A 25,637-nucleotide genomic window follows, 5' to 3' on the forward strand; every position below is an offset into this window, starting at 1 on the left:
TCGCCAAATTTCAACGGGCTGGAAATTTGATCGCTCGATCAGTAAGGAAAGCCTTGAAGTGAATTCAGAGCTGGTCGACTCAATGAGGGCTGCTTTCCCTTTAAGGTGAGCTTACAGTCATGGCCATTGCTGAGTGACCGAAAGATTTTTTGTTAATTCGTTTCTCGAATTGGATGATCTCAGGCGCTCTCTGCAATTGCGAGAGGCTTTTCCGGAACAGTAATCATGTATTGCTGTCCAAATCGGGTCGGGCGATTGGTCATACCGTGTTCTTTCATTGTATCGAGGACAGCTTCCTTGACATGCATTCTCTCATTTCGTTTCCAGAAAAAATCATCCCCGGCAACTATTCCTCCAGCCCTGACCTTCTGAAATGCAAGTTCAATATCTTTCTTCACAAATTCATATTGGTGATTTCCATCCACATACACCCAGTCAAAATAATCGTCCGGAAAGGTGGACAAAACGTCAGAGGAAAACCCTTTGACGATGGTCACGTTCTCCAAATGGCCATACCTGTCTGAGACATTCTGAAACATGTCATCCATAAAACCCGTGTCAGCGTGTTTTTTATGTGTGCGTTCTTCCTCTGATTGCTTCGACAGCAAATCCCAGGGGTCAATCAACACAAGCTCTTTTGGTTTGGTCACCTCAAGAATTGCATCTGAAAACCCACCATTCCAGACCCCGATTTCGGCACACCGGCCATGTTTTGGCATCTGCTCCAGCATGCGCAGCCTATTCTTGTGCCTGCCTGGAGCTTTCAAGGCCAACTCGGTAGCCGCCAAGTTTGTATTTTTCTGCTTTTTGGCAGGTTGTTTCGGTGGGGATAGTTCGAAAATTTGTCTCTTGAGGTTCCGGTATTCCTCGGTTTCCAATAGTTCACGAATGCGGTTTTTATGAAACTCTATCGCGCCATCATGTAACCGCCGAACAATCGGATCCCTGGTCAGTTCTTCCAGCTCTTTCTTCATGCCCGGCACACGTTCGAGGATCGAATCGTCCTTACTCCCCCCTCGGCACCAACGCGCCCAATAATCCAATTCAAGCCGGTTCGCCATATAGTTGACGTCTCCTCGATCTCGCTTCAACAGGAATGGGTCAACAGCACGAACAGCGTAGTGGTTCATTTGGGCAATATCGTATCCGTAATCGGTCCGGGGGCGTCTGGGGTCATCCGGATTTTCCGGTGTGCACCACGGGGTGCCCCATTTTGCCTTTGCCTCGAATTCCGCTGTGTATACCGGAGCATGGGTTCCAATCCGCACCATTTCAGGATTGGGCTTGAACAGGCTTTTTACAAATCGACCTACGGCGTCCGGGTCCGCATCGGGGGATTCCGCATCGGTCAGTGCTTCGATTGAAAAACCGGGGATTATTTCTTCGTGCCCATTATTCGAGAACATCCGCCAACAAACAGGTATCGCATCGGCATCAGGATACAGATCCAGCAAATCCTCAATCTGGCCGGCTCCAACCTTGATGTTCAGAAATTCGTCAACATCGCTGGCCAACACCCATTCTGCTTCAAGATATGCCGGGTGGCGCATTGCCGCCTTGAAGGCAGATTTTTGCGGGCCTCGCTTCAGGACCTTGTTGCGGACATGGGTGAGAATTCCATTCTGCTGCAGCCTGTCCAGCAACAAGTCGGATCCATCTCTGCAATCATTGGTGTAGATCAGGAAATCTGTAACCCCAATTGACCGATGGAAGGCGACCCATTCCAGGATGTAAGGCCCTTCGTCGCGCATTGCAGACACAATCAGGCACTTGACCTTATTCATAATTTCTCACCCTAGCTTGTCGCCTTCGCCGGTAACATCCTTCATAGATGGGCGTTTTTCAACACTGCTTTCTTGCTGAATGCCCGGATGTGACCTTTGCTGAAATTCTTCGACCTTGTTGCATATCTCATCGTGGAACGCCTGCTTCGGGTCCGGCACCACCATCCGCCCCGGCCGCGGCCTTGCGGGCGGCCTGTAACCGGCGAACTGTCATCAACCCCTTGAACAAATAGGATTGTTGCGCATGCGACAGGACCTGGGTCGGCGGCATCTGCATCAACCGCGCCAGCATGTAGAAACTGTTGGATTCCTGTATCAACGCTGCAATCTTTGCCCGCCGCCAGTCCACTCCCAACCGATGGAGCCGGTCCAGCTCGGGATCCGCACGCAGCGCCGCCACAGCATCGGCCACCGCTTCGCAATGGCGCAAAATCGACCGGTCCTCGACGGCGCAGAAATTGCGATCCGACCAATAGGCCAGGTCGATGGCATCCTCGCTATGGTTTGGCTTGCCGCGCGCGACCTTGACCAGAAAACTTTCCATCGCGCCCAGCGCGTAGTGATTGATTTGCGCCAGCCCATAGCGCGGGGCCAATGTCGGCACCACGGTGCCGGGGGTTTCCACCAATGGCGCGCCGTTGCCGTCGACCCAAGGCCCATGCGTCTGGCCGTTCTTCAGGCGCGGACGGTGCACGCCCAGCCGCTGATAGCGGGGGTCAGCCCGGTAGAGCGATTTGAACTGCACCGCACGCCACGGCCAAAGCAAAGCGTCAGGGGCTGCGCGGGTGAATTGTTCCAGCACCGGCCTATCCTCGAACCGCACCACCCCGCCATTGCCGAACATCCGCCAGGGGATCGCAAAGCCAGGTGCCTGCGGGCAAGCGGCAATGAGATCGCGCAGATGGCCGTCACCGGCGTGGATGCACAGAAACTCATCCACATCCGTGCCATAGATCCAGTCCGCCAAGCCGGTCAGCGGGTGATGGCGCGCCCGGCTCAACGCGCGCCATTGAACGGTTTTCTTGCCGCCTGCATGGTTACGTTCATGCACCACGATCCCCATCTCGGCCAGGCGGTCGAGCAACACATCGGTGCCGTCCTCGCAATCGTTGGAATAGATCAGGAAATCGGTGAAACCGATATGCCGGTGATAGGCGATCCATTCCAGCAAAAACGGTGCCTCGTTGCGCATACAGGTGACAATCAGCGCCCGCATCAGTGCTTTGTGTCCGATGGTCGATCAACGGTGAAATAGAAATCATCGGGCAGCGCGGCATTGCCGAAACGCTCCAGCAATTCCTGCGGCACCGATTCAGGCCCGGCCAGAAACACGTTCGCCCCAAAACCCGGCAGCAGCCGCGACAGGGTGCGATAACGGTCACTGGTCAGCATGTCATAGAAGGCCCGCGGCTCGGGCTGTGCCATCAGGTCGGCGATCTTGGCGCGGTGGCAGGTAACACAATGGTCATGCGCGGCGGCGATCTCGGGATCGGCCATCAAGCGTGCCCATTCCGCCTCCAGCATCGGGATCATCCGCTGGATCGAGCTGTCCTGGGTGGTGTTGTGGTTCATCCGAAACCAGTAGGCCCCGCCCTGATCCCGGTCAACATGGTTGACCCGGCCCCGGTCGCGTTTGACCAGAAAGCTTTCGGTCGAGCGCACCGCATAATGGTTCAGGGTCACCAGGTCATAGCCGATCGTATCGGTATTTGAGCGCCAGCCGGAGCGGAACTCTTTTTCCGGCATCGCCTGGCCAGAACCGTTGACCCAGTTGAGATGCTTCACCGCAGCGCCCTGCAACCCCTTTGGTCGATGCACGCCCAGTTTGCGGAAAATTCCGTTGTTCTGATACAGCGTCTTGAACCCCCAGGCCTGATGCGGGCGTGCCGCATTTTTGGCGGCACAGCGGGTGAATTGGCGCAACAGGAAATCATCCTCGAAATGGGTCAGGTCGGAATTGCCGAACAGCCGCCAGGTGCAGGAGATCATGTTCGCATCACCCATGGCTGCGAACAGATCCCGCAAATGGCCGCCGCCCACATGCACATTGATGAACTCATCCACATCCAGCGTCATCAGCCAGTCGGCGGTCTGCACGGTCTGCATCTGTTCGGCGGCGCGAAAGCCCGCATGCTGCGGCTTCAGCCCCATTTCCCGAAACGGGTTCGGGTAATGTTCAACAATGCCGCGCGCCGCCAGCAGGTCGAGAAACCTATCGGTGCCATCTGTGCAATCATTGGTAAACACGATGATGTCACTGACCCCGATGGCCCGATGATAGGCGATCCATTCCAGCAGGAACGGCCCCTCGTTTTTCATCGCCGTGACCAGCACGATCTTGTCGCCGCGTTTGGCGGCGGGCACCGCGATGACGCCTGGCTCGATCTCGGGGTCGGGCACCCGAAACGGGTCATGGCCAAAAATATCGCGCGACAGGGCCAGCAATTCGGCATCTTCGCGCAAGCTGCTTTTGGGCACCAGCTGCGACGGGGCGGCCCCCGGATGGCGCAGCCCGACAAAGCGCCAGAGCCGGTGCTCCGGGGCAGGTTGTGCCTGCAGCCCGATGATCCGGTGCGGCCGCCAGGTCTGGGGCAGATCGCGCCCCTGCGCCGGGCAGAACACCCAGCGCGAAAACGCTGCCCTGAGGTCGAAGGGACGGCAGATGTGATCTCCGGGGCGCGCCGCACCGTTGTTGGGCAGCTTCCAGGCAAAGGCGCGCAACCCGGTGAGCGCAATCAGCGGATCAGGGCGGGCAGCGCGTGCCGCGTCAAAGACAGTGCCCTGGCCCGGATTGGGCGGCGACAGCCAGTCGGACAGATCGAGATAGGCCACTCCCGTGGCACCGGGCAAAACCGCATGGCGCAGGAATTCCAGCAGAACCTCATCGCCGAAACCCGCGCGCCAGGGATCCGGCGCGGGCGGCTTCATCCTGCCCTTTCCCGGTGCCTCGGGGGCGCAAATCAGATGCCGTTCATCGGGCGCGCCCAAATGCCCCGTCGGCCCCGGCACATCCAGCACCACGATCCGGGCCAGCGCGACGGGTGCGGCCTCCAGCTCTGCGCGCAACCGTTGGGCAAACTCCGCCCCCGCCCCGCCCGGCCCAAGGCGGTTGAGCAGCACTGCCGCCGTAACCCCCTGGTGGCGGGCATGATGGGCCAGCCAACCACGGATATAGGCCGGGTCGGCAAGCGGATTGAGCGCCTCGTCAGCCGCGTTCACCGGCACGGACAGCGCCTGATTGAGCGTGCTCAGCAGACAGTCCTGCCCGGACAGAAATTCGGCGCGTGGGGTAGATAAAGGCAAGGTCAGCGTGGTGCCGTCATATGTCAGGGTCAGGGCTTCCGGCTTCGCGTCAGATACCGTTCCGTCCACATACATCCCGCCATTTCCGCGCAGGCGGATTTCCTGTTCGGGGATAAAACCACCCGCACCCGGGGCCAGTTTGTCAAGGCGTGCCGCGTCGTTGAAGAAGACGCGCGCCTTGCCCGCGACATCGGCTAGTGCGGCCAGCGCGATGACCTTGCCCTGGCAAGCGGGAACCAGCGCCAGATGCACCACTTCAACGCCCCCGGCCATGATCGCAGAATGCTGGATCATCGCCGGACGCCCCGGCGCGGTGGCCACTCAGGCAGGGCCTCGGGGGGGTAGACATCCAACATTGTGATCTCCGGCAGGCCTGAGCGGATCAGGACGGTTCCAACAAGATTGTGGCGTTTGGGGCGACGGTGTCGCGGCTGCGTTTCACGACCCGCATCCCGGCATGAGGGTCACGGCAGAGCCTGTTCATTCTGCTCTCATCCCTGGATGCCGCGAGACCGGCCATTGCCTTGAACGCCAGTGTCATCCACCGGTTTTCCATTCGGTGCATTCCTTGCAGCGGCGGCTTGGATCTGATGCTTTTGCAGTTCCACATCCATAAACCTGCCCCGTCGTGGGGCGTCTTCCTCCTGCTGTATTATGCTTGGTTTCATCCGCCGGGCCGGCAAATGTCAATCGGCATTCAATTTTGACCCGCAAAAGCGTGCGAAATCATCCCCCTTTGGGCACGGTGTTGGCGGGCCGTGGATGAACACAGGCTACTCGGTTTCCTCGAATGGTTCAGAGCCCTTTTTCCTGTGGATTTCCGGCTTGGCCATGCGCCCGGGGCCGGAGCCGAAAATCCGCCTGGTTCACCGGTTCAGATTTGCCGAGCCAGCCCTGCGGATAGCAGCTTGAAACACGATCAGCGCTGGCTGCGCTCCCCTCTCATCACCACAGATGAGTTAACTTTATTGCAAGAATTTAACGGTGTAGTTAACTTATTTACAGGAATAAAATTTCCTCAAATCGGCCGGATTGCTAATTTTTGAGAAGCCTGTATCCGTTTGTAGGGGTAGTCATTACCCTCGCCTGGATTGGGAGGTCCGGGCCTTTCCACAAAATGGAGGACGATATATGTCGAAAGGTAATTTTACCCGTCGTGGCATGCTGAAAGCCAGCGCCGTGACCGGAGCAACTCTGGCGGTTCCAACAATCTTCTCTGGCGCGGCTTGGGCAAGCGCCGATACGGGTTTCACCAACGCGCCGGGTTCTGACAGCGTAACCCTTGGGTTCAATGTGCCGCAGACCGGTGCCTATGCCGATGAGGGTGCCGATGAGCTGCGCGCCTATATGCTGGCGGTCGAACACCTGAACGGCGAAGGCGACGGCGGCATGCTGAACACGTTCAGCTCGACCGTGCTTGACGGCACCGGCATCCTTGGACGTCGTGTTGAATACGTCACCGGCGATACGCAGACATCCTCGGATGCGGCGCGCTCTTCGGCGCGGTCGATGATCGAGCGCGATGGCGCGATCATGATTACCGGCGGGTCTTCCTCCGGCGTTGCAATCGCGGTTCAGGGGCTTTGCCAGGACGCGGGCGTGATCTTCATGGCTGGTCTGACTCACTCCAATGACACGACCGGCAAAGACCGCCGTGCCAATGGCTTCCGCCACTTCTTCAACACCGAGATGAGCGGCCGCGCATTGGCACCGATCCTCGAGGCGGCCTATGGCACCAACCGTCGCGCCTATCACTTGACGGCCGACTATACCTGGGGCTGGAGCCAGGAACGCTCCATGCGCACCTACACAGAGGCCATGGGTTGGGAAACCACCAATGCCGTGATGACCCCGGTCGGCGCCGGCGACTTCTCGTCCTATCTGACTCCGGTTGCGAACTCGGGTGCCGATGTCTTGATCCTGAACCACTATGGTGGGGATATGGTCAACTCTCTGACCCAGGCCGTTCAGTTCGGCCTGCGCGACATGCAGGCCAATGGTCAGGACTTTGCCATCGTCGTGCCGCTGTTCTCGCGCCTGATGGCACGTGGTGCCGGAACCGCGATCGAGGGCATCTACGGTTCGACCAACTGGCACTGGTCCCTCGACGATGCCGGCAGCCAGGCCTTTACCCGGTCCTTTGGTGAACGCTATGGCTTCCCGCCGTCGCAGGCGGCCCATACCTGTTATGTGCAGACCCTGCTCTATGCGGATGCCGTCACACGCGGTGGCAGCTTCAACCCCTGTTCGGTTGTCGAGGCTCTGGAAGGCTTTGAGTTCGACGGTATGGGCAATGGCCCGACCCTCTATCGTGCCGAAGATCACCAGTGCTTCAAGGACGTTCTGGTGGTGCGCGGCAAGGAAGACCCGCAAAACGAGTTCGACCTTCTTGAGATCGTCCAGGTCACGCCGCGTGACGCCGTGACCTACCCGATTGACCACCCGGATTTCCAGGGCGGCTCATTGGGCACCTGTAACCCGGGCGCTTAATATCAGAAACCTGCCGGCCCGGGCATATCCGTCGGGGCCGGCTGCAATCGTGTCCTCCGCCACAAGCGGGGGGCACATTTATTGCCAATTGGACTGGGAAAGCCATGGAAGCGATTATTCTGCAAATTCTGAACGGCCTCGACAAAGGATCCGCCTATGCGCTGATTGCCCTTGGTCTGACGCTGATCTTCGGGACCCTTGGCGTGGTGAACTTCGCCCATGGTGCCTTGTTCATGATGGGCGCTTTCGTCGCTGTCACGCTGAAGAGAATCCTGACTCTGTCCTTTGAAACGATCGACGAAACCAGGACCGACTTTCTTGGCAACCCGCTGACCGTTAACACGCCCTATATCGAAGCCTGGTTTGGCCCGGGAGTGGGTGGAACCATAATCGATTGGTCGGTTCCGCTGGCAGTTATCGTCGCCATTCCGATCATGGCGCTGATTGGCGTCATCATGGAACGCGGCCTGATCCAGCATTTTTACAAACGCCCGCATGCGGATCAGATCCTGGTCACGTTCGGCCTGGCGATTGTGTTGCAGGAAATCATCAAGGCATTCTTCGGCGCGAACCCGATCCCGACGCCTGCCCCCGAAGCCTTTATCGGGTCGTTTGATTTTGGCGTGCTGCTTGGCTTTGATGCCTTCTCGATCATGTATCCCTATTGGCGTCTGGTCTTTTTCGGTTTTGCGGTCGTGATCATTTCCGCAGTGTTTGCATTCCTGCGATTCACGACCTTTGGCATGGTTGTGCGGGCCGGGATGGAGGACCGGGAAATGGTCGGATTGCTGGGCATCGATATCGACCGGCGCTTTGTGGTCGTGTTTGCCATTGCCGCCGTCGTGGCCGGGCTGGCCGGGGTGATGTATACACCGATCCTGTCGCCCAATTATCACATCGGCATGGATTTCCTGGTCGTCAGCTTTGTCGTCGTGGTGGTCGGCGGCATGGGCAGCCTTGGCGGTGCTGTCGCCGCCGGCTTCCTGCTTGGCATCCTGCAAAGCTTTGCCTCGATGTCGCAGATCATCGAGTTTCTGCCCGGCATCAACCAAGTGGTTATCTACCTCGTCGCCGTTGTCGTACTTTTGATCCGTCCGCGTGGCCTCATGGGCCGCAAGGGCGTAATGGAGGATTGAGCCATGCTTGGACTGAATATTGGCGATAGAAAGCTTTTTCTGATCGTGGTCTGCCTCGTTGTTTTCGCCCCGTTCATCCTGAACCCTTTCCCCGATACCATCGGCCTGGCCCAGTTCAATGCCGGCTATCCGGACCTGATGCAGAAACTGGTGATCTTCGGGATTTTCGCGATCGGCTATAACATCCTCTTCGGGCTGACCGGCTATCTCTCTTTCGGTCATGCCGCGTTTCTGGGGGCGGGATCCTATGCCGGGGTCTGGATGATGAAGCTTCTGACGATGAATGTCATTCCGGCCCTGATCGTCTCGGTCATCGTTGCCGGCCTGTTCGCGCTGCTGATCGGCTACGTTTCGCTGCGCCGGACGGGGATCTATTTTTCCATCCTGACGCTGGCCTTCGCGCAGATGAGCTATAGTCTGGCCTATTCGGTTCTGACCCCGCTGACAGGTGGCGAAACCGGCCTGACCCTGTCGCTGAACGATCCGCGGATCCTGGGGGCGGCGCAAGCGGCCGACGGCAATATCCCTCCCCCCAATATCTTTGGGCTCAACATCCATTCAAGCGCCGAGCTGGTTTTGGGCGGATGGAGTTTCACCTTCAATGTCGGCTACTACCTGAGCGGCATCGTGATGCTGGCGGCCTTCTATTTTGCCATCCGGCTGTTCCGTTCGCCCTTTGGCCTCATGCTGCGGGCCATCAAATCCAACCAGACCCGGATGACCTATACCGGCCTGAACCCGCGCCCCTATGCGCTGGCGGCCTTCGTTATCTCGGGGATGTATGCCGGCCTTGCCGGTGGCCTGATGGTGGCCATGGACCCTCTGGCCGGGGCTGAAAGAATGCTCTGGACCGCGTCGGGCGAGGTGGTCCTGATGACCATTCTCGGTGGCGCGGGAACCTTGATCGGTCCGGTCCTCGGGGCGGGTGTCATTGCCTATCTCGAAAGTATCATTTCCACGATCAACAGCAGCATTCTGCATCAGTGGTTCGCCATCTTCCCCACTTGGCTGGAAAATACGCTGGTCAATATCGTCTATCCGTTCACCGGATCGGGCTGGCAGTTGACGCTTGGCCTCGTGTTCATGGCGGTCGTGATCTTCCTTCCGGGTGGGATTGTCGAAGGCGGCAAACGCATTGCCGCAATGTTCAGGCGAAATCGCGTAGAGCCTTCAGGCGGGGATGAACCCTCGACCGAGCCGGGCGAATAGGAGAAAACCGAGATGGGAATCCTTGAAGTTAAGGGCGTGAACAAGCGCTTTGGCGGATTGCAGGCTTTGGATGACGTCAACCTGGAAGTGCACGAAGGCACCTGCCACGCCATTATCGGCCCCAATGGGGCCGGCAAATCCACACTGCTCAATGTGCTGGTCGGCAAGCTGATGCCCGACAGTGGAACAGTTACGTTCCAGGGCAAAAACGTGTTGGGCCGCAAGCCATATGAGATCAACCAGATGGGCATCAGCCGCGTCTTTCAAACGCCCGAGATCTTCGCGGATCAAACGGTTCTGGAAAATGTCCTGATCCCCTGTTTCGCAGGGCGCGACGGATCTTTCCGCATGCATGCCTTCGAATCCATCAGATCTGAAGAAAAGATCGTCGATCAGGCGGAAACGATGCTGAAAGAAGTCAACATGCACAAGAAGACAGACATGTTGGCAGGCTCGCTTTCGCGCGGCGACAAGCGCCGCCTGGAGATGGCCATGTCGCTGGTTCAGCAGCCCAAACTTCTGTTGCTCGACGAACCGACCGCGGGCATGTCGCGGGCCGATACCAACAATACGATCGAATTGCTGAAGGAAATTCGAGCGTCGCGCAATCTCACGATGGCCATCATCGAACATGACATGCATGTCGTCTTCAGCCTCGCCGACCGGATTACCGTTCTGGCGCAGGGGGCACCGCTGGTCGAAGACATACCAGAGAACATCAAGGGCCACCCAAAAGTACGCGAAGCCTATCTTGGCGATGCAGAGATCTGACACGTCCGCTTTTTCGCCTGATCGGAGATCACGAATGAATACCAAGCCGAAATTTGATCCGAACGCCAACCATGCGGCGACGGCCCCCGCCTTTCTGTCGGTATGGGAAATCGATGCCTATTACGGCGAGAGCTATATCGTCCAACGCGTAAGCTTCAATATCCACGAAGGGGAAATCCTGGCCCTTCTTGGCCGTAACGGCGCAGGCAAGACGTCCACATTGCGCGCCATTGCCCGTGTCAACAACCCGGAATTGCGCCATGGGGAAATATGGCTCGACCACAAACCATTGCATGAGATGAAGAGCTTTCAGGCGGCCGGTGCGGGCATTGCTCTGGTCCCCGAAGACCGGCGGATCATCCCCGGCCTTACAGTTGAGGAAAACCTTAAACTGGCTCAGATTGCACCACCGCACGGTTGGTCACTCAAAAGAATCTATGAGTTGTTTCCACGCCTTGATGAGCGCCGCAAGCAAGAGGGCATCACGCTGTCTGGCGGTGAACAGCAGATGCTTTCGATCGCCCGCGCCCTGGCACGTGATATCAAGGTCCTGCTCCTGGATGAACCTTACGAAGGGCTTGCGCCGATCATCGTGCAGGAGATTGCGAAAACGTTGAACGTGATCCGCGACCAGGGCATTACCACAATCATCGTGGAGCAGAATGCCATTGCGGCTCTGAAAATCGCTGACCGCGCCGTTATCCTGGATACCGGCCAGGTCGTGTTCGACGGAGACGCCAAGGAAGTCCTGGAAAACAAGGAACTTCGCGAGGAATATCTCGCGATCTGATGATTGATTCCGGCCCCGATATCCGGGATCTGACAGCCAAAGCACGTCTCGTAATAGCCAAAACCGGGCGCATCGCTCGTCTCCTTTTGCGACAAGCCACGCAGGACCCTTATCGCTTGGCATTTTCTGGCGGGTGGCTGTTCGGGCAGCAATCTCGCCCCGTCCTTGGGGCGGAATACTGGCCATCGGTTGGCAACAGGCGCATCTTGCGCCTCTTTCTTTGGATCCGCATCGTCAACAACCTCTCACGGAAACGCGGAATTCGAGTCTCCGAACGGCATCCAATCAATAAGGGCTCTCAACAGAATGGGCCCCATGCGGACTCGCGCCGCATATTCTCTGTGAGTAGGTCACTTGCCATACAAAGGTCGCGCAAATTCTTGCTGCCACGGCACTTCCACAAGCCGACCAGGTCCAAAGCGAATCCCTAAAAGACCCACCTAACGCATTGATAATGTTGAAAAAGTGGTGAGCCGTGCAGGATTCGAACCTGCGACCCACTGATTAAAAGTCAGTTGCTCTACCAACTGAGCTAACGGCCCACTTCTTCGCAAGGGAGTGCCCGAAAGGCAGCCCGCTACAGGCGGCTTCTCTATAAACCCCGCTCCGAGGCGTCAAGCGGAAATCCGCAAGCGTGGGATTTCAAATTGCCAGGCCCCGGCGTATACGCACCGCCATGGCTGATGTTGAGACAAATCCCGGTCTGCCTTTTCTTAAAATGCATGGGGCCGGCAATGACTTTGTAGTGATCGACAGGCGGGCAACCGACATGTCGGTGACGGCCGGGTTGGCGCGTGCGCTGGCGGACCGTCACCGGGGGGTCGGGTTTGATCAGCTGGCCGTGATCCGGGCCGGGCAGGATGCCGATCTGGATCTGACCTTTTACAATGCCGATGGCTCGATCTCGGGTGCCTGCGGCAATGCCACCCGCTGCATCGCGCGCCATGAGATGGACCGCACCGGGGCTGGGTCGCTGACCCTGCGCACCGCGCGCGGGCTGTTGCAGGCGGTCGATGCCGGCGATGGGCTGACATCGGTCAATATGGGCCTGCCGCAACTCAACTGGGACCAGATCCCGCTGGCGCACGCGATGGACACATTGGAATTGCCAATCGAAGGCAGCCCCACCGCCACCGGCATGGGCAATCCGCATTGCACCTTCTTTGTCGAAGATGCAGAGGCGGTCGATCTTGCCACGCGCGGGGCCGAGATGGAACATCACCCGCTGTTCCCCGAACGCACCAATGTCCAGTTTGCCCATCTCGTGGCCCCCGATCATCTGCGGATGCGGGTCTGGGAGCGTGGCGTGGGTGTTACGCTGGCCTCCGGTTCCTCCTCCTGCGCCACGGCTGTGGCCGCTGCGCGCCGCGGGCTGACCGGGCGCAAGGTGACGATTGATCTCGATGGCGGGCGCATCCTGATCGACTGGCGCGCCGATGGCGTCTGGATGACCGGGCCGACCATGCATGTCTTTTCCGGCGTTTTATCGCCCGAATTTCTGGCGGATCTGACATGACCGCCCCCCTCTTTCACACGCTCGGCTGCCGACTGAACGCCTATGAGACCGAGGCGATGCGCGAATTGACCTGCGCCGCCGGGATCGACAATGCCGTGATCGTCAACACCTGCGCCGTAACCGCCGAGGCCGTGCGCAAGGCCAGGCAGGAGATCCGCAAGCTGCGTCGCGAAAACCCCGACGCGCGGCTGATCGTCACCGGATGCGCGGCCCAGACCGAACCCGAGACCTTCGCCACTATGGCCGAGGTCGATCTGGTGATCGGCAATACCGAAAAGATGCAACCCGAGACATGGCGCGCGCTGGCGGGCGATTTCATCGGCGCGACCGAAAAGGTGATGGTCGATGACATCATGTCGGTCACCGAAACGGCGGGCCATCTGATTGACGGCTTCGGCACCCGCGCCCGCGCCTATGTGCAGGTGCAAAACGGCTGTGATCACCGCTGCACCTTCTGCATCATCCCCTTCGGGCGCGGCAATTCCCGCTCGGTTCCGGCCGGGGTGGTGGTCGATCAGATCAAGCGGCTGGTCGATCGCGGCTATAATGAGGTGGTGCTGACCGGGGTTGATCTCACCTCCTGGGGGGGTGATCTGCCATTGCAGCCACGGCTTGGCGATCTGGTGATGCGGATCCTGAAACTGGTGCCCGATCTGGCGCGGCTCAGGATCTCATCGATCGATTCCATCGAAGTGGATGAAAACCTGATGCAGGCCATCGCCACGGAACCGCGCCTGATGCCGCATCTGCATCTCAGCCTGCAACATGGCGACGACATGATCCTGAAACGGATGAAACGCCGTCACAACCGCGACGATGCCATCCGCTTTGCCGAGCAGGCGCGCAAACTGCGCCCCGAGATGACATTCGGTGCCGATATCATCGCCGGGTTCCCGACCGAGACCGAAATCATGTTCCAGAACTCATTGAACCTGATCCAGGATTGTAGCCTGACCTGGCTGCATGTCTTTCCCTATTCCCCCCGCCCCGGCACGCCTGCCGCAAGGATGCCCGCCGTGCATGGGCGCGACATCAAGACCCGCGCTGCCCGGTTGCGCGCGGCGGGGGATGCGGCTGTCGCGGCGCATCTGGCGGCACAGGTGGGCAAAACGCATAAGGTGCTGCTGGAAAGCCCGCGCATGGGCCGGACCGAACAGTTCACCGAAGTGCATTTCGGCACAGACCAGCCCGAGGGCCAGATCGTGACCGCCGCCATCACCGGAACCCATGCCGCGCATCTGACCGCCTGAAGCGCATTGCGTTTGATTTGAACCCCCCTGGCAGGCCGAACGCGGTTGTTTCAAAAACCGCGGCCTCACCCGCCAGGGGGATACTGTGCCTCAGGTAAAACGAGAAAACGCCATAACAGCTTCTTCTTTGCCCAAATACTCCCGCCGGAGGCTCCTCCGGTCAGGCCGCCAGCGCCGCCCGTGTTTTGCCGATCATCAGCGCCGCCTCGCCCGCCTCGCGCCCCTTTTGCACGAAATGGTCCTTGTAGATGGCGATGTGATGCGGTGTCTGGTGAAACTGGTGCGGCGTCAGCGCGACCGACAAGACCGGCACGCCGCTCTCCAGCCCCGCCCGCATCAGCCCATCAACAACAGCAGCAGCCACAAATTCATGCCGGTAAATGCCGCCATCCACCACCAGCGCCGCACAGATCACCGCCCCATACCGCCCCGTCAGCCCCAGATCACGGGCCAAAAGCGGCATCTCGAACGCGCCCGGCACATCGAACACATCGACTTGATCCGGGGCAATCACATTGCCGAACCCGACCAGAGCCTGATCGACAATTTCACAATGCCAGTTGGCTTTGATAAACGCATATCGGGTGTGTGTCATCATGATCTCCTTTCGCCTTGGCTGGCCGTTGGCGGCCGCAAAAACCGGTTTCCACTTTTTGCTGCCAACCTGGCCTGGAGACACGTCACCCAAGGCGATCACGAACATGGGGGCCCGCACCAATTGGCTCGGGATCCACGCACGTTCTCTTTCATCCGGACTGTCACCGTCGGCCCCGGCCTCTCACCGGATCTGCTGTCCCCCTGCCAAGGCAAGGGCGCTCGCGGGCTGATCGGTCTGGCCGATATACCGCCGGTGGGGAATTGCGCCCCGCCCTGAGAACGGGGCTAGCAATTACAGAGCCTGCCGCGCTACGCAAGGGCCAACCCAGGCCGGAGAATGACACGATGCACCCGAACCCGATATTTCGAGCCGAACCCCGCGCCCGCAATCTGGGATTTGCCCGCGACCGCGGGTTTGGCGCGCTGTCCATCAACGCAGATCCCGCGCCGCTCACTGCCCATGTGCCTTTCGTGCTGGCCGAGGATGGCCGCAGCGCCGAGCTGCATCTGATGCGCTCGAACCCGGTTTCGCGCTCCGCCATACGCCCCATACCTGCCATCATCGCCGTCACCGGCCCCGATGGCTATATCTCGCCCGATTGGTATGGCACCGCCAATCAGGTGCCGACCTGGAACTATGTCGCGGTGCATCTGCGCGGCATGCTGGTGCCGCTGGAGGCCACGCAATTGCGCGGCGTGCTGGATCGGCTCAGCGCCCATTTCGAGGCGCAATTGCTGCCCAAATCCCCCTGGACCGCCGACAAGATGGACCCGGACGCATTGGACCGGATGCTGCGGATGATCCAGCCGTTCCGCTTCGATATCACCGATACTGACGGCACCTGGAAACTGGGCCAGAACAAGGAAGATGCGGCGCGGCTGGCGGCGGCGGATCATCTGGCTTCGGCACCTGCCGGACAGGAAACCGCGCTATTGGCCGCGTTGATGCGCGGCGCGGGGCCGAAACATTAGACATGTCGCCCCGCCACCCCTACCTATTAAAGCCAGAGACCAAGGAGATGCCGATGCCCATCCCGATCATGCCCATTGCCGGTTTTGCCCTGAGATATGGTGCCATCGCGCTGGCCGGATATGCGATTGCGCGCGCCACGTCGCATGGGCGGCTCGATCAGCAGGTCGAGGATGTGATGGATGACACGCCCGAAGGCCTGACCATGCGCACCGATGACGGCCAGTTGAATACTACGCTGCGCTGGCGGCGTGCCTTTCGGCTGAACCGATCCGCCAAAGGCGTGCAGATCGACGCCACCGCATTGACCCGAGTGAAAGTGACACGCCTGCAATGATTACCCTCCTGTCATCCCCCGCCTCGCCATTCGCGCGCACCATTCGCGCATTGCTGCTGGAAACCGGGCAGGCTGATGTTGCGCTGACCGACATTGCCACCACGCCGATGGCCACCGATACCACTGTCGCCGCCGCAAACCCGTTGGGCAAGATCCCCGCCCTGCTGCGCGACGATGGCCCCGCCATCTATGACAGCCGCGTCATTGCCCGCTATCTGAATGCGCGCGCCGGGGCAGGGCTCTATCCCGATGCCCGGATCTGGGAGACCCTGACGCTGGAGGCCACCGCGCATGGCATCATGGAGGCCGCCCTTGCCATGACTTACGAAAAACGCATGCGCCCCGAAGACATCCAGCACCAGCCCTGGATCGAGGCGCAATGGGACAAGGCCGCAAGGGCGCTGGACGCGGTCGAGGCGCGCTGGATGAGCCATTTGTCCGGTCCCATGGATATGGGCCATATCGCCATGGGTTGCGCGCTTGGTTATCTCGATTTCCGGCATGGCGACCGGGACTGGCGCAAGACCCGCGATGCGCTTGCAACCTGGGAAGCCGAATTTGCCGCCCGCCCGGCGATGCGCGCCACAATTCCCGCCGCATGACGATCATCCAGGCCGAAACCGCTGCCCATCGCGAGATGTGCTATGCCCTGCGCCGCGCCGTTTTCATGGCCGAACAGGGCGTGACACCCGATGATGAATGGGACGGGCTGGAGGATGAGTGCCACCATTTTCTGAGCATGGACGGTGCGACCCCAGTGGCCACGGCCCGTTTGCGGCCGATGGGAACCAGCGCCAAACTGCAGCGTGTGGCGGTCGCCAGAACGCATCGCGGCACCGGGCTTGGGGATCAGATGATGCGCCACGTGCTGGATTTTGCGCGGGCGCGGGGCTTTGAATCCATCACGCTGGAGGCGCAGACCCGCGCGATTCCCTTCTATACCAGACTGGGCTTCACCGCGCATGGGCCCGAATTTGACGATGCCGGCATTGCGCACCGCCGCATGCGGCTGAAATTGCGGTGATTCTCTGCCCTTTGGCAACGCCCGGCGGGGTGCATCCACCACCCGTTTTTCAAGCCCCGGCGGCCAAATTGATGCCGAACTGCGACAATTCGGGCCCTCTGTGTGCGTTTGCCTGCTGGACGCGCGCGCCTCGCTGCTTATAAAAGGCCAAAGATCGGCTCCGCCTTTGGGCGCGGCCCTGACAGGATATATGGCCCTATTCCAACGGGCACGATAATGAGGGAGACCTTTTCGGTGTCACACGCAGAAGATGATCCCAGCACCCGCCGCGACTTTCTATTCTATGCCACTGGTGGCGTTGGGGTTGTCGCTACCGGTGCTGCCGTCTGGCCGCTGGTCAATCAGATGAACCCGTCCGCCGATGTTGTGGCCGCATCGAAATTGCGCGTCGAAGTGGACGGCATCGATCTGGGCACGCAATTGACGGTGCTGTTCCAGGGCAAACCGGTATTCATTCGCCGCCGCACGCAGGCGGAGATCGAAGATTCCGAGGCGGTCGCACTGAGCGATCTGGTCGATACCAATGCCCAGAACCCAAACCTGCCGGATGGTGCCGAGGCCAGTAACCTCAACCGGACCACGCCAACCTTCGACGGCGAGAATACCGGCGAGTGGCTGGTGATGATCGGCGTCTGCACGCATCTGGGCTGTGTGCCCCTGAACGAGGCCGGTGACTATACCGTTGACGGCGTTGGCGGCTGGTTCTGCCCCTGCCACGGCTCGCATTACGACACCGCAGGACGGATCCGCCGCGGACCGGCCCCGGAAAACCTTTGGATTCCTGTCGCTGCGTTCGTGGATGAAACCACGATCGTGCTCGGGTAAGGGAGAACACGCGACATGTCTGGAATTCCCCACGACCATTACGAACCGAAATCCAATGCCGAAAAGTGGCTGCACAGCCGCCTGCCGATCATTGGCCTTCTTTATGACACCCTGATGATCCCGACGCCCAAAAACCTCAACTGGATGTGGATCTGGGGTGTCGTTTTGGCCTTCGCCCTGGTCTTGCAGATCGTGACCGGCGTTATCCTGGCGATGCATTACGTGCCGAGTGTCGATCTTGCCTTTGCCTCGGTCGAACACATCATGCGCAACGTAAATGGCGGCTGGGCGATCCGGTATATTCACATGAACGGCGCGTCGCTGTTTTTTGTGGCGGTCTATCTGCACATCTTCCGCGGTCTCTATTATGGCTCCTACAAGGCCCCGCGTGAGGTGACATGGATCATCGGCATGCTGATCTATCTGATGATGATGGGCACCGCCTTCATGGGCTACGTGCTGCCCTGGGGGCAGATGTCGTTCTGGGGGGCCACCGTGATCACCGGCCTGTTTGGCGCGATCCCCTTCATCGGGGATGCGATCCAGACCTGGCTGCTGGGCGGGCCGTCGGTGGACAACGCCACGCTGAACCGGTTCCTGTCGCTGCACTTCCTGCTGCCCTTCGTGATTGTGGGCCTGGTGATCATCCATATCTGGGCCTTCCACACCACCGGCAACTCCAACCCCACGGGCGTCGAAGTGCGCCGCACATCCAGAAAAGAGGCCGACGCCGACACATTGCCGTTCTGGCCCTATTTCGTGATCAAGGATGTCTTTGCGCTGGCCGTGGTGCTGACGATCTTCTTTGCGGTGGTCGGCTTCATGCCCAATTTCCTGGGCCACCCCGACAACTACATCGAAGCCAACCCGTTGATCACCCCCGCAGAGATTGTGCCGGAATGGTATTTCCTGCCCTTCTACGCCATCCTGCGCGCCTTTGACGGCGAGGTCTGGGTTGTGATCTGGGCCAATTGGCTGACCGGTGGCATCGTCGATGCGAAATTCTTTGGCGTCATCGCCATGTTCGGGTCCATCGCGGTGTTGGCGCTGGTGCCGTGGCTTGATACGTCATCGGTCCGGTCGGGCCGCTACCGGCCATCGTTCAAATGGTGGTTCTGGCTCTTGGGTTTCGACTTCATGGTGTTGATGTGGGTCGGGGCCAGACCGATCGAGGGTATCTATCCCTATATCGCGCTGGTCGCGTCGGCCTATTGGTTCGCCTATTTCCTGATAATCCTGCCGCTGCTTGGCATCTTCGAAAAACCGCTGCCGACCCCGGCAACGATCGAAGATGATTTCAACGCGCTTTACGGCAAACCGGGTGCGGATGGCGAAACCACCGCTTCTCCGGCCGAGTGATAGAAAAGGACGATTACGCAATGTTCAGGAAACTTGCCCTTACCGCATTCGTCGCCGTGGCGCTTTCGGGTGGCGCGGCCATCGCCGAGGTCACCAATTACCGGTTTTCCTTCGATGGGCCTTTCGGGGCCTATGACCAGAATCAGCTGCAACGCGGCCTTCAGGTCTATACCGAGGTTTGTTCGGCCTGCCACGGGTTGCGCTATGTTCCCATCCGCACCTTGTCGAGCGAAGACGGCCCCGGCCTCGGAGAAGATCAGGTCCGCGCTTATATCGAGCAGAACTTCATCGAGGTCTGGGACGAGGATCTGCGCGATTATCGCCCCGCTATTCCGAACGACACGTTCCCCGAGAATGACACCTCCGGCGCGCCGGATCTCAGCATGATGGCCAAGGCACGGGCCGGGTTCCACGGCCCATACGGTCTGGCGATCAACCAGTTCCTGTTTGGTATTGGTGGTCCGGAATATATCGCGTCGTTCCTGTCGGGCTATAATGACGAGGACGAAGAAATTGCGGGCACCTATCTGTATGGCAATGACATTTTCTATGGCGGCCTGACAGCAATGGGCCCGCCACTGTTTGACGGGCAGGTGGAATTCAACGACGGATCACCCAATGACGTGGAAAGCATGGCACAGGATGTTGCCGCCTTCCTGATGTGGGCCGCTGAACCAGAGATGATGGCACGCAAGCGGATGGGCTTTACCGCCGTGATCCTGTTGGGGCTGCTTTCGGTGCTGCTCTATCTGACGAACAAGCGCATCTGGGCCCCGATCAAGCGCAAAGCCAAGGGCGGCTCCGCCGAGTGACGCAAGCAGGCACCTGATTGAGAAACGCGCCCCGATCCGGGGCGCGTTTTTCGTTTTACAGCATATTGGGCGCAGCATCCCCCTGGCGGATCGAGGCAGCGGTTTGTGAAACAACCGCGTTCGGCCCGCCAGGGGGGAAAATCAAACGCAAAGCGCTTCAGCGCCAGGGTTTCAGGTTATCGGGCGGATAGGCCGTCAGCTCGGCCATCGTGCCTCGGGTCACGATATGTCCATCCTGAATCAGGATCAGAGAATCACAAAGCCGTTCCGCATCGCGCAGATCGTGGCTGACCATCACCAGGGTCAGGCCGGTGGCGTCACACAGATCGGCCACCAGCGCCATCATTTCAGCCCGCAAACCGGGGTCGAGCGCGGCAAAGGGTTCGTCCAGCAGGGCCAGCGGCTTGTTGCGCAACAGCATCCGGGCAAGGGCCACGCGCGACCGCTGCCCGCCTGACAGATCGCCGGGCCTGCGGTTGGATTGCCCGGTAAGCCCCACTTGCCGCAGCGCCTCCTCGACCCGCGACCGGGTTTCATCGTCCAGCTTCAGATCCGGGCGCAGGCCAAGCGCCACATTGTCGAAACTGCTGAGATGCGGGAAAAGATTGCCTTCCTGAAACAATATGCTCAGCGGGCGGGCAGGCACGGGTGCCGCGGTCACATCGACCCCGTCAATCCAGACCCGACCCCGATCCGGCGCAAGGAATCCGGCAATGACACTGAGCAATGTTGTTTTACCACCGCCCGATGGGCCCAGAACCGCCAATCGACCGCCGCTTGGCAGGTCCAGATCAACGGCAAGCGTAAAGCCGTCAAAGCCCAGGCTGATCCCCTCAAGTCGCAGCATTCACACGGCCCCCACGGTCGAAAATCCAGAAAACTGCCAGGCTGAGAACCAGCAACAGCAACGCCGCGCCGGCTGCGTCATCGGTCCGGTATGATCCCATCAGACGATACATTTCCAGCGGCAGCGTGCCCTGTTGCGGGGCGGCAAACAACGTGATCACGCCCAGATCCCCCATCGCCAGCGCCGCCGCCAGCCCGGCCCCGAACCCAAGCGGCCGACGCAGGCGGGGCAACAGAACGTGGCGCAGATATTGCGGCCCGCTCAACCCGAGCGACAGGGCCAGGCGGCCATACCCCGCCTCGGCCTGTTCAACCCCGGGCACCAGCGCGCGCAACACAAAGGGCAGCGCGGCCAGGGCGTTGACCAACCCGGTGATCGGCAGCGCGGATCCGGTCGGGCTGACCACCGGGCGCAAGATCAGAAACAGCCCGGTGCCGATCACCAGTGGCGACACCGCGATGGACAGGGCACCGATGACCTCCAGCAACCCGCGTGCGCGCCCCCGCGCAATCAGGATCGCCATCGGCAGGGCCAGGCCCACCGCCAGAACAGCCGTGGCCAGCGACAGCAGGATCGAGCGCAGCGCCGCCATCCAGATGCCAGGCGGCAGGCCCGCAACCGCCCCCGCCCCGCGCGTGACCACGGCCAGGATCGGCAGCAGCAGAAACAGCGTCGCCGCCGCGATCAGGGCCGCGTCCAGAATCCGCGCGCCAGTGGTCTGCGCGTCCCATCTCGCCACCGGCTGATCCAGGCCGGTGCCGGCGAAATTCGGCCTTGTCCCCCAGATCACCAGCGCACCGGCCACAACGCAGATGCCGACCTGCACCAGCCCAAGCAACGCGGCGCGGCCCAGGTCGAACTCGAACAGAAACGCCTGATAGATGGCCAGTTCGACGGTGGTGGCACGCGGGCCGCCGCCAAGCGTCAGCGCCACGGCGAAAGAGGTCGTGCTGATCAGAAAGATCACCAGAAACGCGCCGGGCGCCACATTGCGCAGCATCGGGCGTTCCATGTGGCGGGCAATGTCGCGGGACGTGAATCCAAGCGTGGCGGCCACCCGGAACCGTTCGGCCGGTATCGCCAGCCAGCCTTGCAGGATCAGCCGCACCGCCAGTGGCAGGTTGAAAAACACATGCGCCAGCACGACGCCATGCTGCCCGTAGATCTCAAGCTCGGGCAGGCCCAAAAAACGCAAACCGGCGCTGACCCCGCCCTGGCGCCCAAAGACGCTGATCAGGCCCAACACGGCCACGATCACCGGCAGGATGAATGGCGCGCCCATCAGCGCTATCAGCACCCGACGCCCGGCAAAATCACGCCGCGCCAGCGCCCGCGCCACCGGGATCGCCAGCGCCACGCTGATTACGGCAGACAGCAGCGCCTGCCAGATGGTGAACCGCACCGCCGCCCAATCCGCCGGCCCAAGCGCGGATGACGCATCGGCACGCACCAGCACCGCGCCAAGCGGCAGCGCGGTCACGACAAGAACGAGGCCCGCAACCGCGGCCCCCGCCCAGGTCGAAACGCCTATTGGCTGAGCGCTGCGCGCCATTCTTCCAATGCCTCAGCCCGCAGACCGGACGCCGTTTCAGGGTCAAGCAGCAGGGCGGTTTCAGGTTGGATCAGGGTCTCGAACCCGTCCGGCAATGCGCTGGCAGGCAGGGCGGCGGGATACATCCAGTTGGTTGTGGGGATAACGCTCTGAAACGGCTCGCTCAGCATGAAGGCAAGGAAATCGCGGGCCAGATCCGGGTGGTCGCTATTTTGCACCATGCCCGCCACTTCGATCTGCATGTAATGGCCTTCGCTGAAAAGCGCGGCAGTGCGGCTGGCATCCTGTTCGGCAATCAGGTGATAGGCGGGCGATGTGGTGTAGGACAACACCATGTCGGCCTCGCCTTCCAGAAACAGCCCATAGGCCTCGGACCAGCCGGGGGTAACGGTGACGATATTGTCGGCCAGCCCTTCCCAGATCTCGCCCGCCCGGTCGCCATAGGCCGCCTTGACCCACATCAAAAGGCCCAGGCCAGGCGTCGATGAGCGCGGATCCTGAATGATGATACGGGCATCACTTGCGGCCAGTTCGATGAAACTGGTCGGCGGGTTTTCCATGTCTGTGTTGTGGACAAAGGCGAAATAACCCCAGTCATAGGGCAGGAACTGGTCGTCATTCCAGGCGATGGGCAGGGTCAGGCCGGTGGTCGCGACCCCGTGCTCGGCAAACAGGCCGGTTTCACGGGCGGCGGCAATCAGATTGGTATCCAGCCCCAGCACGATATCAGCCTCGGTGCTTGGCCCCTCCAGCCGGAGCCGGGCCAGCAGCGCCGCGCCATCGCCCGCGCCGACAAATTGCAGATCGCAGCCGCAGGTTGCCTCGAACGCGGCCTCCACCTGCGGGCCGGGGCCCCAGTCAGAGACAAAACTGTCATAGGTATAGATCGTCAAAACGGGACTATCCGCGCTGGCGATGCCAGCAACAAGGATAAATCCCGACGCGATGATAGGTGATCTCATGGTCACTTGCCTTTCATTGCGACGGGCGAAGTGAGGTGTTGAGAGCATCTCAGACCTTCCCTCCGCCGGTCCTAACCGGTTCAGGTTCAACGGGTCCGCGTTTTTCGCATCTCAGGCCGCAAGGCCCCCCCGAGGTAAGGCTGCAGGTAGCGCGATGGCGGCAGGAATGCAAGGGTGGGCTTGGCATCGGCGCGGTGCCACGCTAACCCCTTGGCCAAACAACCCCGGAGCCGGACCCCGATGTCGATGAACAGCTATGGCCATCTTTTCCGCGTCACCACCTGGGGCGAAAGCCATGGGCCAGCACTTGGCGCCACCGTCGATGGCTGCCCGCCGGGCGTGGAAATTTCCACCCAAGCCCTCCAGCACTGGCTGGACCGGCGCAAACCCGGGCAGAACAAATACACCACGCAGCGGCGCGAGGCTGACCAGGTCGAGATCCTGTCCGGCATCTATGAAGGCCAGACCACGGGCACGCCGATTCAGCTGATGATCCGCAATACCGATCAGCGGTCAAAGGATTACGGCGATATCGCCGAGAAATTTCGCCCCGGCCATGCCGATATCACCTATTGGCAGAAATACGGCATCCGCGATCCGCGCGGCGGCGGTCGCGCCTCGGCGCGCGAAACCGCGGCGCGGGTGGCAGCGGGCGGCATAGCGCGCGCGGTTCTGGCCGATATGGTGCCGGGGCTGACCATCACCGGCTACATGGTGCAGATGGGGCCGCATGGCATCGACCGGAACAATTTCGACTGGGACCAGATCGAAGCCAACCCGTTCTGGACGCCGGATGCCAAAGCCGCCGAGACCTGGGCCGGATATCTGGACGATCTGCGCAGATCCGGCAACAGCGTCGGGGCGATTGTCGAACTGACCGCGCGCGGCGTGCCGGCCGGGCTTGGCGCGCCGGTCTATGCCAAGCTGGACACCGATCTTGCCGCCGCCTGCATGTCGATCAACGCCGTCAAGGGCGTGGAAATCGGGGAAGGCATGGGGGCCGCGATCCTGACCGGATCGGCCAATGCCGACGAGATTGCGATGGGCCCGGATGGCCCGGTCTACAGCTCGAACCATGCCGGCGGCATTCTGGGCGGCATATCCACCGGGCAGGATGTCGTGATGCGCTTCGCGGTCAAGCCGACCTCGTCGATCCTGACCCCGCGCAAGACGATCACCAAATCAGGCACCCCGACCGAGATCATCACCAAAGGCCGCCACGATCCTTGCGTCGGGATCCGCGCCGTGCCGGTGGGTGAAGCGATGATGGCCTGCACCCTTCTGGATCACATCCTGCTACATCGTGGCCAGATTGGGGCAAACCGTGGGCAAATTGGCTAGATTTTCTTCCTAATTCCAACAATATGTCCAGATAGGGGTGAATTCAGAAACACCGATCGGGACCGCAACCATGCTGTTACAAGATTTCATCTGCTCTGAATCCGGTGCCGTGACAACCGACTATGTCGTGCTGTCGGCGGCCATGGTCGGATCTGGCTTTGCGGCCATCAATTCAACCACCGTCGGCGTGGAAAACATTGCCGGTGATATCGAGGCCGCGCTGCGTGGCGATATCGTGAATGCAAGTTTTGCCCGGCAGAGCTATTTCGACGATTTCGAAAACGGCGCGGGCTTTTGGGTCGGCGGTCAGACAGATGGCAGTCAGGACGCCTTTGGTGGCATTCTGGGCCCCTATGCCGGGTCAGACGGCGAAGAGATCGTCACCCGCACCTTTGATCTGCTGTCTGGCTATGATTATGCCACGGTCGAATTTGACATGCTGGCGATCGACAGCTGGGACAATGAGGATTTCATCATCTTTGTCGATGGCAGCCCGGTCAGCGCCTATAGTTTCCGCTGGCAACAAGACGGCGTCACCGGAGCCTGGACAACGAGCGACCCGAATATCAGCATCACGATCACGCCAAATGGCAGCCGCAGCCAGCAGGGCTATAACAGCAACTGGTCCGATCAGGTCTTTTCGGTCAGCGTTCAGGTCACCAATCCGGGACCGTCGATGAGCATCGGATTCGGCTCGACGCTCAACCAAAGCGTTGGCGACGAAAGCTGGGGGGTCGACAACCTGCAGGTCACATCCACCAA

The 25,637-nt window shown here is 60.4% G+C and carries 23 protein-coding genes, 1 tRNA gene and 2 riboswitches; of the genes, 16 read left to right on the plus strand and 8 right to left on the minus strand.

Translation table 11 applies throughout. From position 1 onward, the window contains the following. Positions 1 to 179: 179 nt before the first annotated feature. The 3 genes from ACW8PS_RS11705 to ACW8PS_RS11715 all read right to left on the minus strand — a co-directional run bounded on the left by ACW8PS_RS11705 (position 180) and on the right by ACW8PS_RS11715 (position 5,381). A complete protein-coding gene (locus ACW8PS_RS11705; RefSeq protein WP_491527601.1) occupies positions 180 to 1,784 on the minus strand; it encodes a class I SAM-dependent methyltransferase in 1,605 nt (534 codons plus the stop codon). A 127-nt stretch (positions 1,785 to 1,911) separates the two neighbouring features. Then, positions 1,912 to 3,000, minus strand: a complete 1,089-nt coding sequence (locus tag ACW8PS_RS11710; RefSeq protein WP_491527602.1) for a glycosyltransferase family 2 protein — start codon at positions 2,998 to 3,000, stop codon at positions 1,912 to 1,914. Beyond that, positions 3,000 to 5,381, minus strand: a complete 2,382-nt coding sequence (locus ACW8PS_RS11715; protein WP_491527604.1) for a glycosyltransferase family 2 protein — start codon at positions 5,379 to 5,381, stop codon at positions 3,000 to 3,002. The genes ACW8PS_RS11710 and ACW8PS_RS11715 overlap by 1 nt, the downstream gene beginning before the upstream one ends. 837 nt (positions 5,382 to 6,218) lie before the next feature. Between ACW8PS_RS11715 and ACW8PS_RS11720 the strand changes: the two genes are divergently transcribed. The 5 genes from ACW8PS_RS11720 to ACW8PS_RS11740 all read left to right on the plus strand — a co-directional run bounded on the left by ACW8PS_RS11720 (position 6,219) and on the right by ACW8PS_RS11740 (position 11,483). Then, the gene (locus tag ACW8PS_RS11720; RefSeq protein WP_491527606.1) at positions 6,219 to 7,577 is read left to right on the plus strand and encodes a substrate-binding protein; all 1,359 of its coding nucleotides are present in this window, start codon (positions 6,219 to 6,221) and stop codon (positions 7,575 to 7,577) included. 104 nt (positions 7,578 to 7,681) lie between these two features. After that, positions 7,682 to 8,713, plus strand: coding sequence for a branched-chain amino acid ABC transporter permease (locus tag ACW8PS_RS11725; protein ID WP_491527608.1), 1,032 nt, complete (start codon positions 7,682 to 7,684; stop codon positions 8,711 to 8,713). Positions 8,714 to 8,716: 3 nt separating this feature from the next. Further along, positions 8,717 to 9,922, plus strand: coding sequence for a branched-chain amino acid ABC transporter permease (locus ACW8PS_RS11730; RefSeq protein ID WP_491527609.1), 1,206 nt, complete (start codon positions 8,717 to 8,719; stop codon positions 9,920 to 9,922). A gap of 12 nt (positions 9,923 to 9,934) precedes the next feature. Beyond that, positions 9,935 to 10,693 (plus strand): ABC transporter ATP-binding protein, encoded by a 759-nt coding sequence (locus ACW8PS_RS11735; protein WP_491527611.1) that lies wholly within the window; start codon positions 9,935 to 9,937, stop codon positions 10,691 to 10,693. A 34-nt stretch (positions 10,694 to 10,727) separates the two neighbouring features. Next, complete coding sequence (locus tag ACW8PS_RS11740; protein WP_491527612.1) at positions 10,728 to 11,483, plus strand: ABC transporter ATP-binding protein; 756 nt, start codon at positions 10,728 to 10,730, stop codon at positions 11,481 to 11,483. A gap of 466 nt (positions 11,484 to 11,949) precedes the next feature. On the opposite strand, the gene ACW8PS_RS11745 is transcribed toward ACW8PS_RS11740, so the two are convergent. Continuing rightward, positions 11,950 to 12,025 (minus strand) — tRNA-Lys (locus tag ACW8PS_RS11745). A 134-nt stretch (positions 12,026 to 12,159) separates the two neighbouring features. On the opposite strand from ACW8PS_RS11745, the gene dapF reads away from it, so the two are divergent. Both dapF and mtaB read left to right on the plus strand, forming a co-directional pair. Continuing rightward, positions 12,160 to 12,999, plus strand: a complete 840-nt coding sequence (gene dapF, locus ACW8PS_RS11750; RefSeq protein WP_491527614.1) for a diaminopimelate epimerase — start codon at positions 12,160 to 12,162, stop codon at positions 12,997 to 12,999. After that, positions 12,996 to 14,249, plus strand: a complete 1,254-nt coding sequence (mtaB, locus tag ACW8PS_RS11755; RefSeq protein ID WP_491527615.1) for a tRNA (N(6)-L-threonylcarbamoyladenosine(37)-C(2))-methylthiotransferase MtaB — start codon at positions 12,996 to 12,998, stop codon at positions 14,247 to 14,249. Before dapF ends, mtaB begins: the two co-directional genes overlap by 4 nt. 160 nt (positions 14,250 to 14,409) lie before the next feature. Here the strand turns inward: mtaB and ACW8PS_RS11760 are convergent, their stop codons facing one another. Continuing rightward, on the minus strand, positions 14,410 to 14,844 hold the full coding sequence (locus ACW8PS_RS11760) for a 6,7-dimethyl-8-ribityllumazine synthase (RefSeq protein ID WP_491527617.1): 435 nt from the start codon (positions 14,842 to 14,844) through the stop codon (positions 14,410 to 14,412). A gap of 139 nt (positions 14,845 to 14,983) precedes the next feature. Then, a riboswitch (FMN riboswitch) is annotated at positions 14,984 to 15,131 on the minus strand. Between the two features lie 60 nt (positions 15,132 to 15,191). Between ACW8PS_RS11760 and ACW8PS_RS11765 the strand changes: the two genes are divergently transcribed. The 7 genes from ACW8PS_RS11765 to ACW8PS_RS11795 all read left to right on the plus strand — a co-directional run bounded on the left by ACW8PS_RS11765 (position 15,192) and on the right by ACW8PS_RS11795 (position 20,173). Then, positions 15,192 to 15,818, plus strand: coding sequence for an FMN-binding negative transcriptional regulator (locus ACW8PS_RS11765; protein ID WP_491527619.1), 627 nt, complete (start codon positions 15,192 to 15,194; stop codon positions 15,816 to 15,818). 53 nt (positions 15,819 to 15,871) lie between these two features. Next, a complete protein-coding gene (locus tag ACW8PS_RS11770) occupies positions 15,872 to 16,153 on the plus strand; it encodes a hypothetical protein (protein ID WP_491527621.1) in 282 nt (93 codons plus the stop codon). Then, positions 16,153 to 16,755: a glutathione S-transferase gene (locus ACW8PS_RS11775; RefSeq protein WP_491527633.1), complete on the plus strand. Its 603-nt coding sequence runs from the start codon at positions 16,153 to 16,155 to the stop codon at positions 16,753 to 16,755. The genes ACW8PS_RS11770 and ACW8PS_RS11775 overlap by 1 nt, the downstream gene beginning before the upstream one ends. Continuing rightward, entirely contained in the window at positions 16,752 to 17,177 is a 426-nt protein-coding gene (locus ACW8PS_RS11780) for a GNAT family N-acetyltransferase (RefSeq protein WP_491527623.1), read from the plus strand. The genes ACW8PS_RS11775 and ACW8PS_RS11780 overlap by 4 nt, the downstream gene beginning before the upstream one ends. A gap of 234 nt (positions 17,178 to 17,411) precedes the next feature. Continuing rightward, complete coding sequence (gene petA / locus ACW8PS_RS11785) at positions 17,412 to 18,002, plus strand: ubiquinol-cytochrome c reductase iron-sulfur subunit (protein WP_491527634.1); 591 nt, start codon at positions 17,412 to 17,414, stop codon at positions 18,000 to 18,002. A 15-nt stretch (positions 18,003 to 18,017) separates the two neighbouring features. After that, positions 18,018 to 19,361, plus strand: a complete 1,344-nt coding sequence (locus ACW8PS_RS11790) for a cytochrome b (protein ID WP_491527625.1) — start codon at positions 18,018 to 18,020, stop codon at positions 19,359 to 19,361. 20 nt (positions 19,362 to 19,381) lie between these two features. Further along, complete coding sequence (locus ACW8PS_RS11795; RefSeq protein WP_491527626.1) at positions 19,382 to 20,173, plus strand: cytochrome c1; 792 nt, start codon at positions 19,382 to 19,384, stop codon at positions 20,171 to 20,173. Between the two features lie 157 nt (positions 20,174 to 20,330). On the opposite strand, the gene ACW8PS_RS11800 is transcribed toward ACW8PS_RS11795, so the two are convergent. From ACW8PS_RS11800 to thiB, 3 genes are read right to left on the minus strand one after another with little or no spacing between them, the layout of a single operon-like run. Next, positions 20,331 to 21,020 (minus strand): thiamine ABC transporter ATP-binding protein, encoded by a 690-nt coding sequence (locus ACW8PS_RS11800; protein WP_491527627.1) that lies wholly within the window; start codon positions 21,018 to 21,020, stop codon positions 20,331 to 20,333. After that, on the minus strand, positions 21,007 to 22,572 hold the full coding sequence (locus ACW8PS_RS11805) for a thiamine/thiamine pyrophosphate ABC transporter permease ThiP (RefSeq protein WP_491527628.1): 1,566 nt from the start codon (positions 22,570 to 22,572) through the stop codon (positions 21,007 to 21,009). The genes ACW8PS_RS11800 and ACW8PS_RS11805 overlap by 14 nt, the downstream gene beginning before the upstream one ends. Continuing rightward, a complete protein-coding gene (gene thiB, locus ACW8PS_RS11810) occupies positions 22,548 to 23,534 on the minus strand; it encodes a thiamine ABC transporter substrate binding subunit (RefSeq protein ID WP_491527629.1) in 987 nt (328 codons plus the stop codon). The genes ACW8PS_RS11805 and thiB overlap by 25 nt, the downstream gene beginning before the upstream one ends. Before the next feature lie 40 nt (positions 23,535 to 23,574). Then, positions 23,575 to 23,676: riboswitch (TPP riboswitch) on the minus strand. Between the two features lie 98 nt (positions 23,677 to 23,774). Between thiB and aroC the strand changes: the two genes are divergently transcribed. Continuing rightward, complete coding sequence (aroC, locus tag ACW8PS_RS11815) at positions 23,775 to 24,875, plus strand: chorismate synthase (protein WP_491527630.1); 1,101 nt, start codon at positions 23,775 to 23,777, stop codon at positions 24,873 to 24,875. Between the two features lie 70 nt (positions 24,876 to 24,945). Beyond that, a partial coding sequence (locus tag ACW8PS_RS11820; RefSeq protein ID WP_491527632.1) for a hypothetical protein occupies positions 24,946 to 25,637 on the plus strand: 692 nt, incomplete at its 3' end.

The organism is Alterinioella sp. (assembly GCF_058343375.1).

Bases quoted from the DNA above. Each gene is read 5' to 3' on its own strand.
- ACW8PS_RS11765 (WP_491527619.1), top strand. From the start codon at position 15,192: ATGCACCCGAACCCGATATTTCGAGCCGAACCCCGCGCCCGCAATCTG.
- ACW8PS_RS11780 (WP_491527623.1), top strand. From the start codon at position 16,752: ATGACGATCATCCAGGCCGAAACCGCTGCCCATCGCGAGATGTGCTAT.
- ACW8PS_RS11710 (WP_491527602.1), bottom strand. From the start codon at position 3,000: ATGCGGGCGCTGATTGTCACCTGTATGCGCAACGAGGCACCGTTTTTG.
- dapF (WP_491527614.1), top strand. From the start codon at position 12,160: ATGGCTGATGTTGAGACAAATCCCGGTCTGCCTTTTCTTAAAATGCAT.
- ACW8PS_RS11705 (WP_491527601.1), bottom strand. From the start codon at position 1,784: ATGAATAAGGTCAAGTGCCTGATTGTGTCTGCAATGCGCGACGAAGGG.
- mtaB (WP_491527615.1), top strand. From the start codon at position 12,996: ATGACCGCCCCCCTCTTTCACACGCTCGGCTGCCGACTGAACGCCTAT.
- ACW8PS_RS11720 (WP_491527606.1), top strand. From the start codon at position 6,219: ATGTCGAAAGGTAATTTTACCCGTCGTGGCATGCTGAAAGCCAGCGCC.
- ACW8PS_RS11790 (WP_491527625.1), top strand. From the start codon at position 18,018: ATGTCTGGAATTCCCCACGACCATTACGAACCGAAATCCAATGCCGAA.
- ACW8PS_RS11725 (WP_491527608.1), top strand. From the start codon at position 7,682: ATGGAAGCGATTATTCTGCAAATTCTGAACGGCCTCGACAAAGGATCC.
- ACW8PS_RS11770 (WP_491527621.1), top strand. From the start codon at position 15,872: ATGCCCATCCCGATCATGCCCATTGCCGGTTTTGCCCTGAGATATGGT.
- ACW8PS_RS11735 (WP_491527611.1), top strand. From the start codon at position 9,935: ATGGGAATCCTTGAAGTTAAGGGCGTGAACAAGCGCTTTGGCGGATTG.
- aroC (WP_491527630.1), top strand. From the start codon at position 23,775: ATGTCGATGAACAGCTATGGCCATCTTTTCCGCGTCACCACCTGGGGC.
- ACW8PS_RS11730 (WP_491527609.1), top strand. From the start codon at position 8,717: ATGCTTGGACTGAATATTGGCGATAGAAAGCTTTTTCTGATCGTGGTC.
- ACW8PS_RS11760 (WP_491527617.1), bottom strand. From the start codon at position 14,844: ATGACACACACCCGATATGCGTTTATCAAAGCCAACTGGCATTGTGAA.
- ACW8PS_RS11715 (WP_491527604.1), bottom strand. From the start codon at position 5,381: ATGATCCAGCATTCTGCGATCATGGCCGGGGGCGTTGAAGTGGTGCAT.
- thiB (WP_491527629.1), bottom strand. From the start codon at position 23,534: ATGAGATCACCTATCATCGCGTCGGGATTTATCCTTGTTGCTGGCATC.
- ACW8PS_RS11805 (WP_491527628.1), bottom strand. From the start codon at position 22,572: ATGGCGCGCAGCGCTCAGCCAATAGGCGTTTCGACCTGGGCGGGGGCC.
- ACW8PS_RS11800 (WP_491527627.1), bottom strand. From the start codon at position 21,020: ATGCTGCGACTTGAGGGGATCAGCCTGGGCTTTGACGGCTTTACGCTT.
- ACW8PS_RS11795 (WP_491527626.1), top strand. From the start codon at position 19,382: ATGTTCAGGAAACTTGCCCTTACCGCATTCGTCGCCGTGGCGCTTTCG.
- ACW8PS_RS11740 (WP_491527612.1), top strand. From the start codon at position 10,728: ATGAATACCAAGCCGAAATTTGATCCGAACGCCAACCATGCGGCGACG.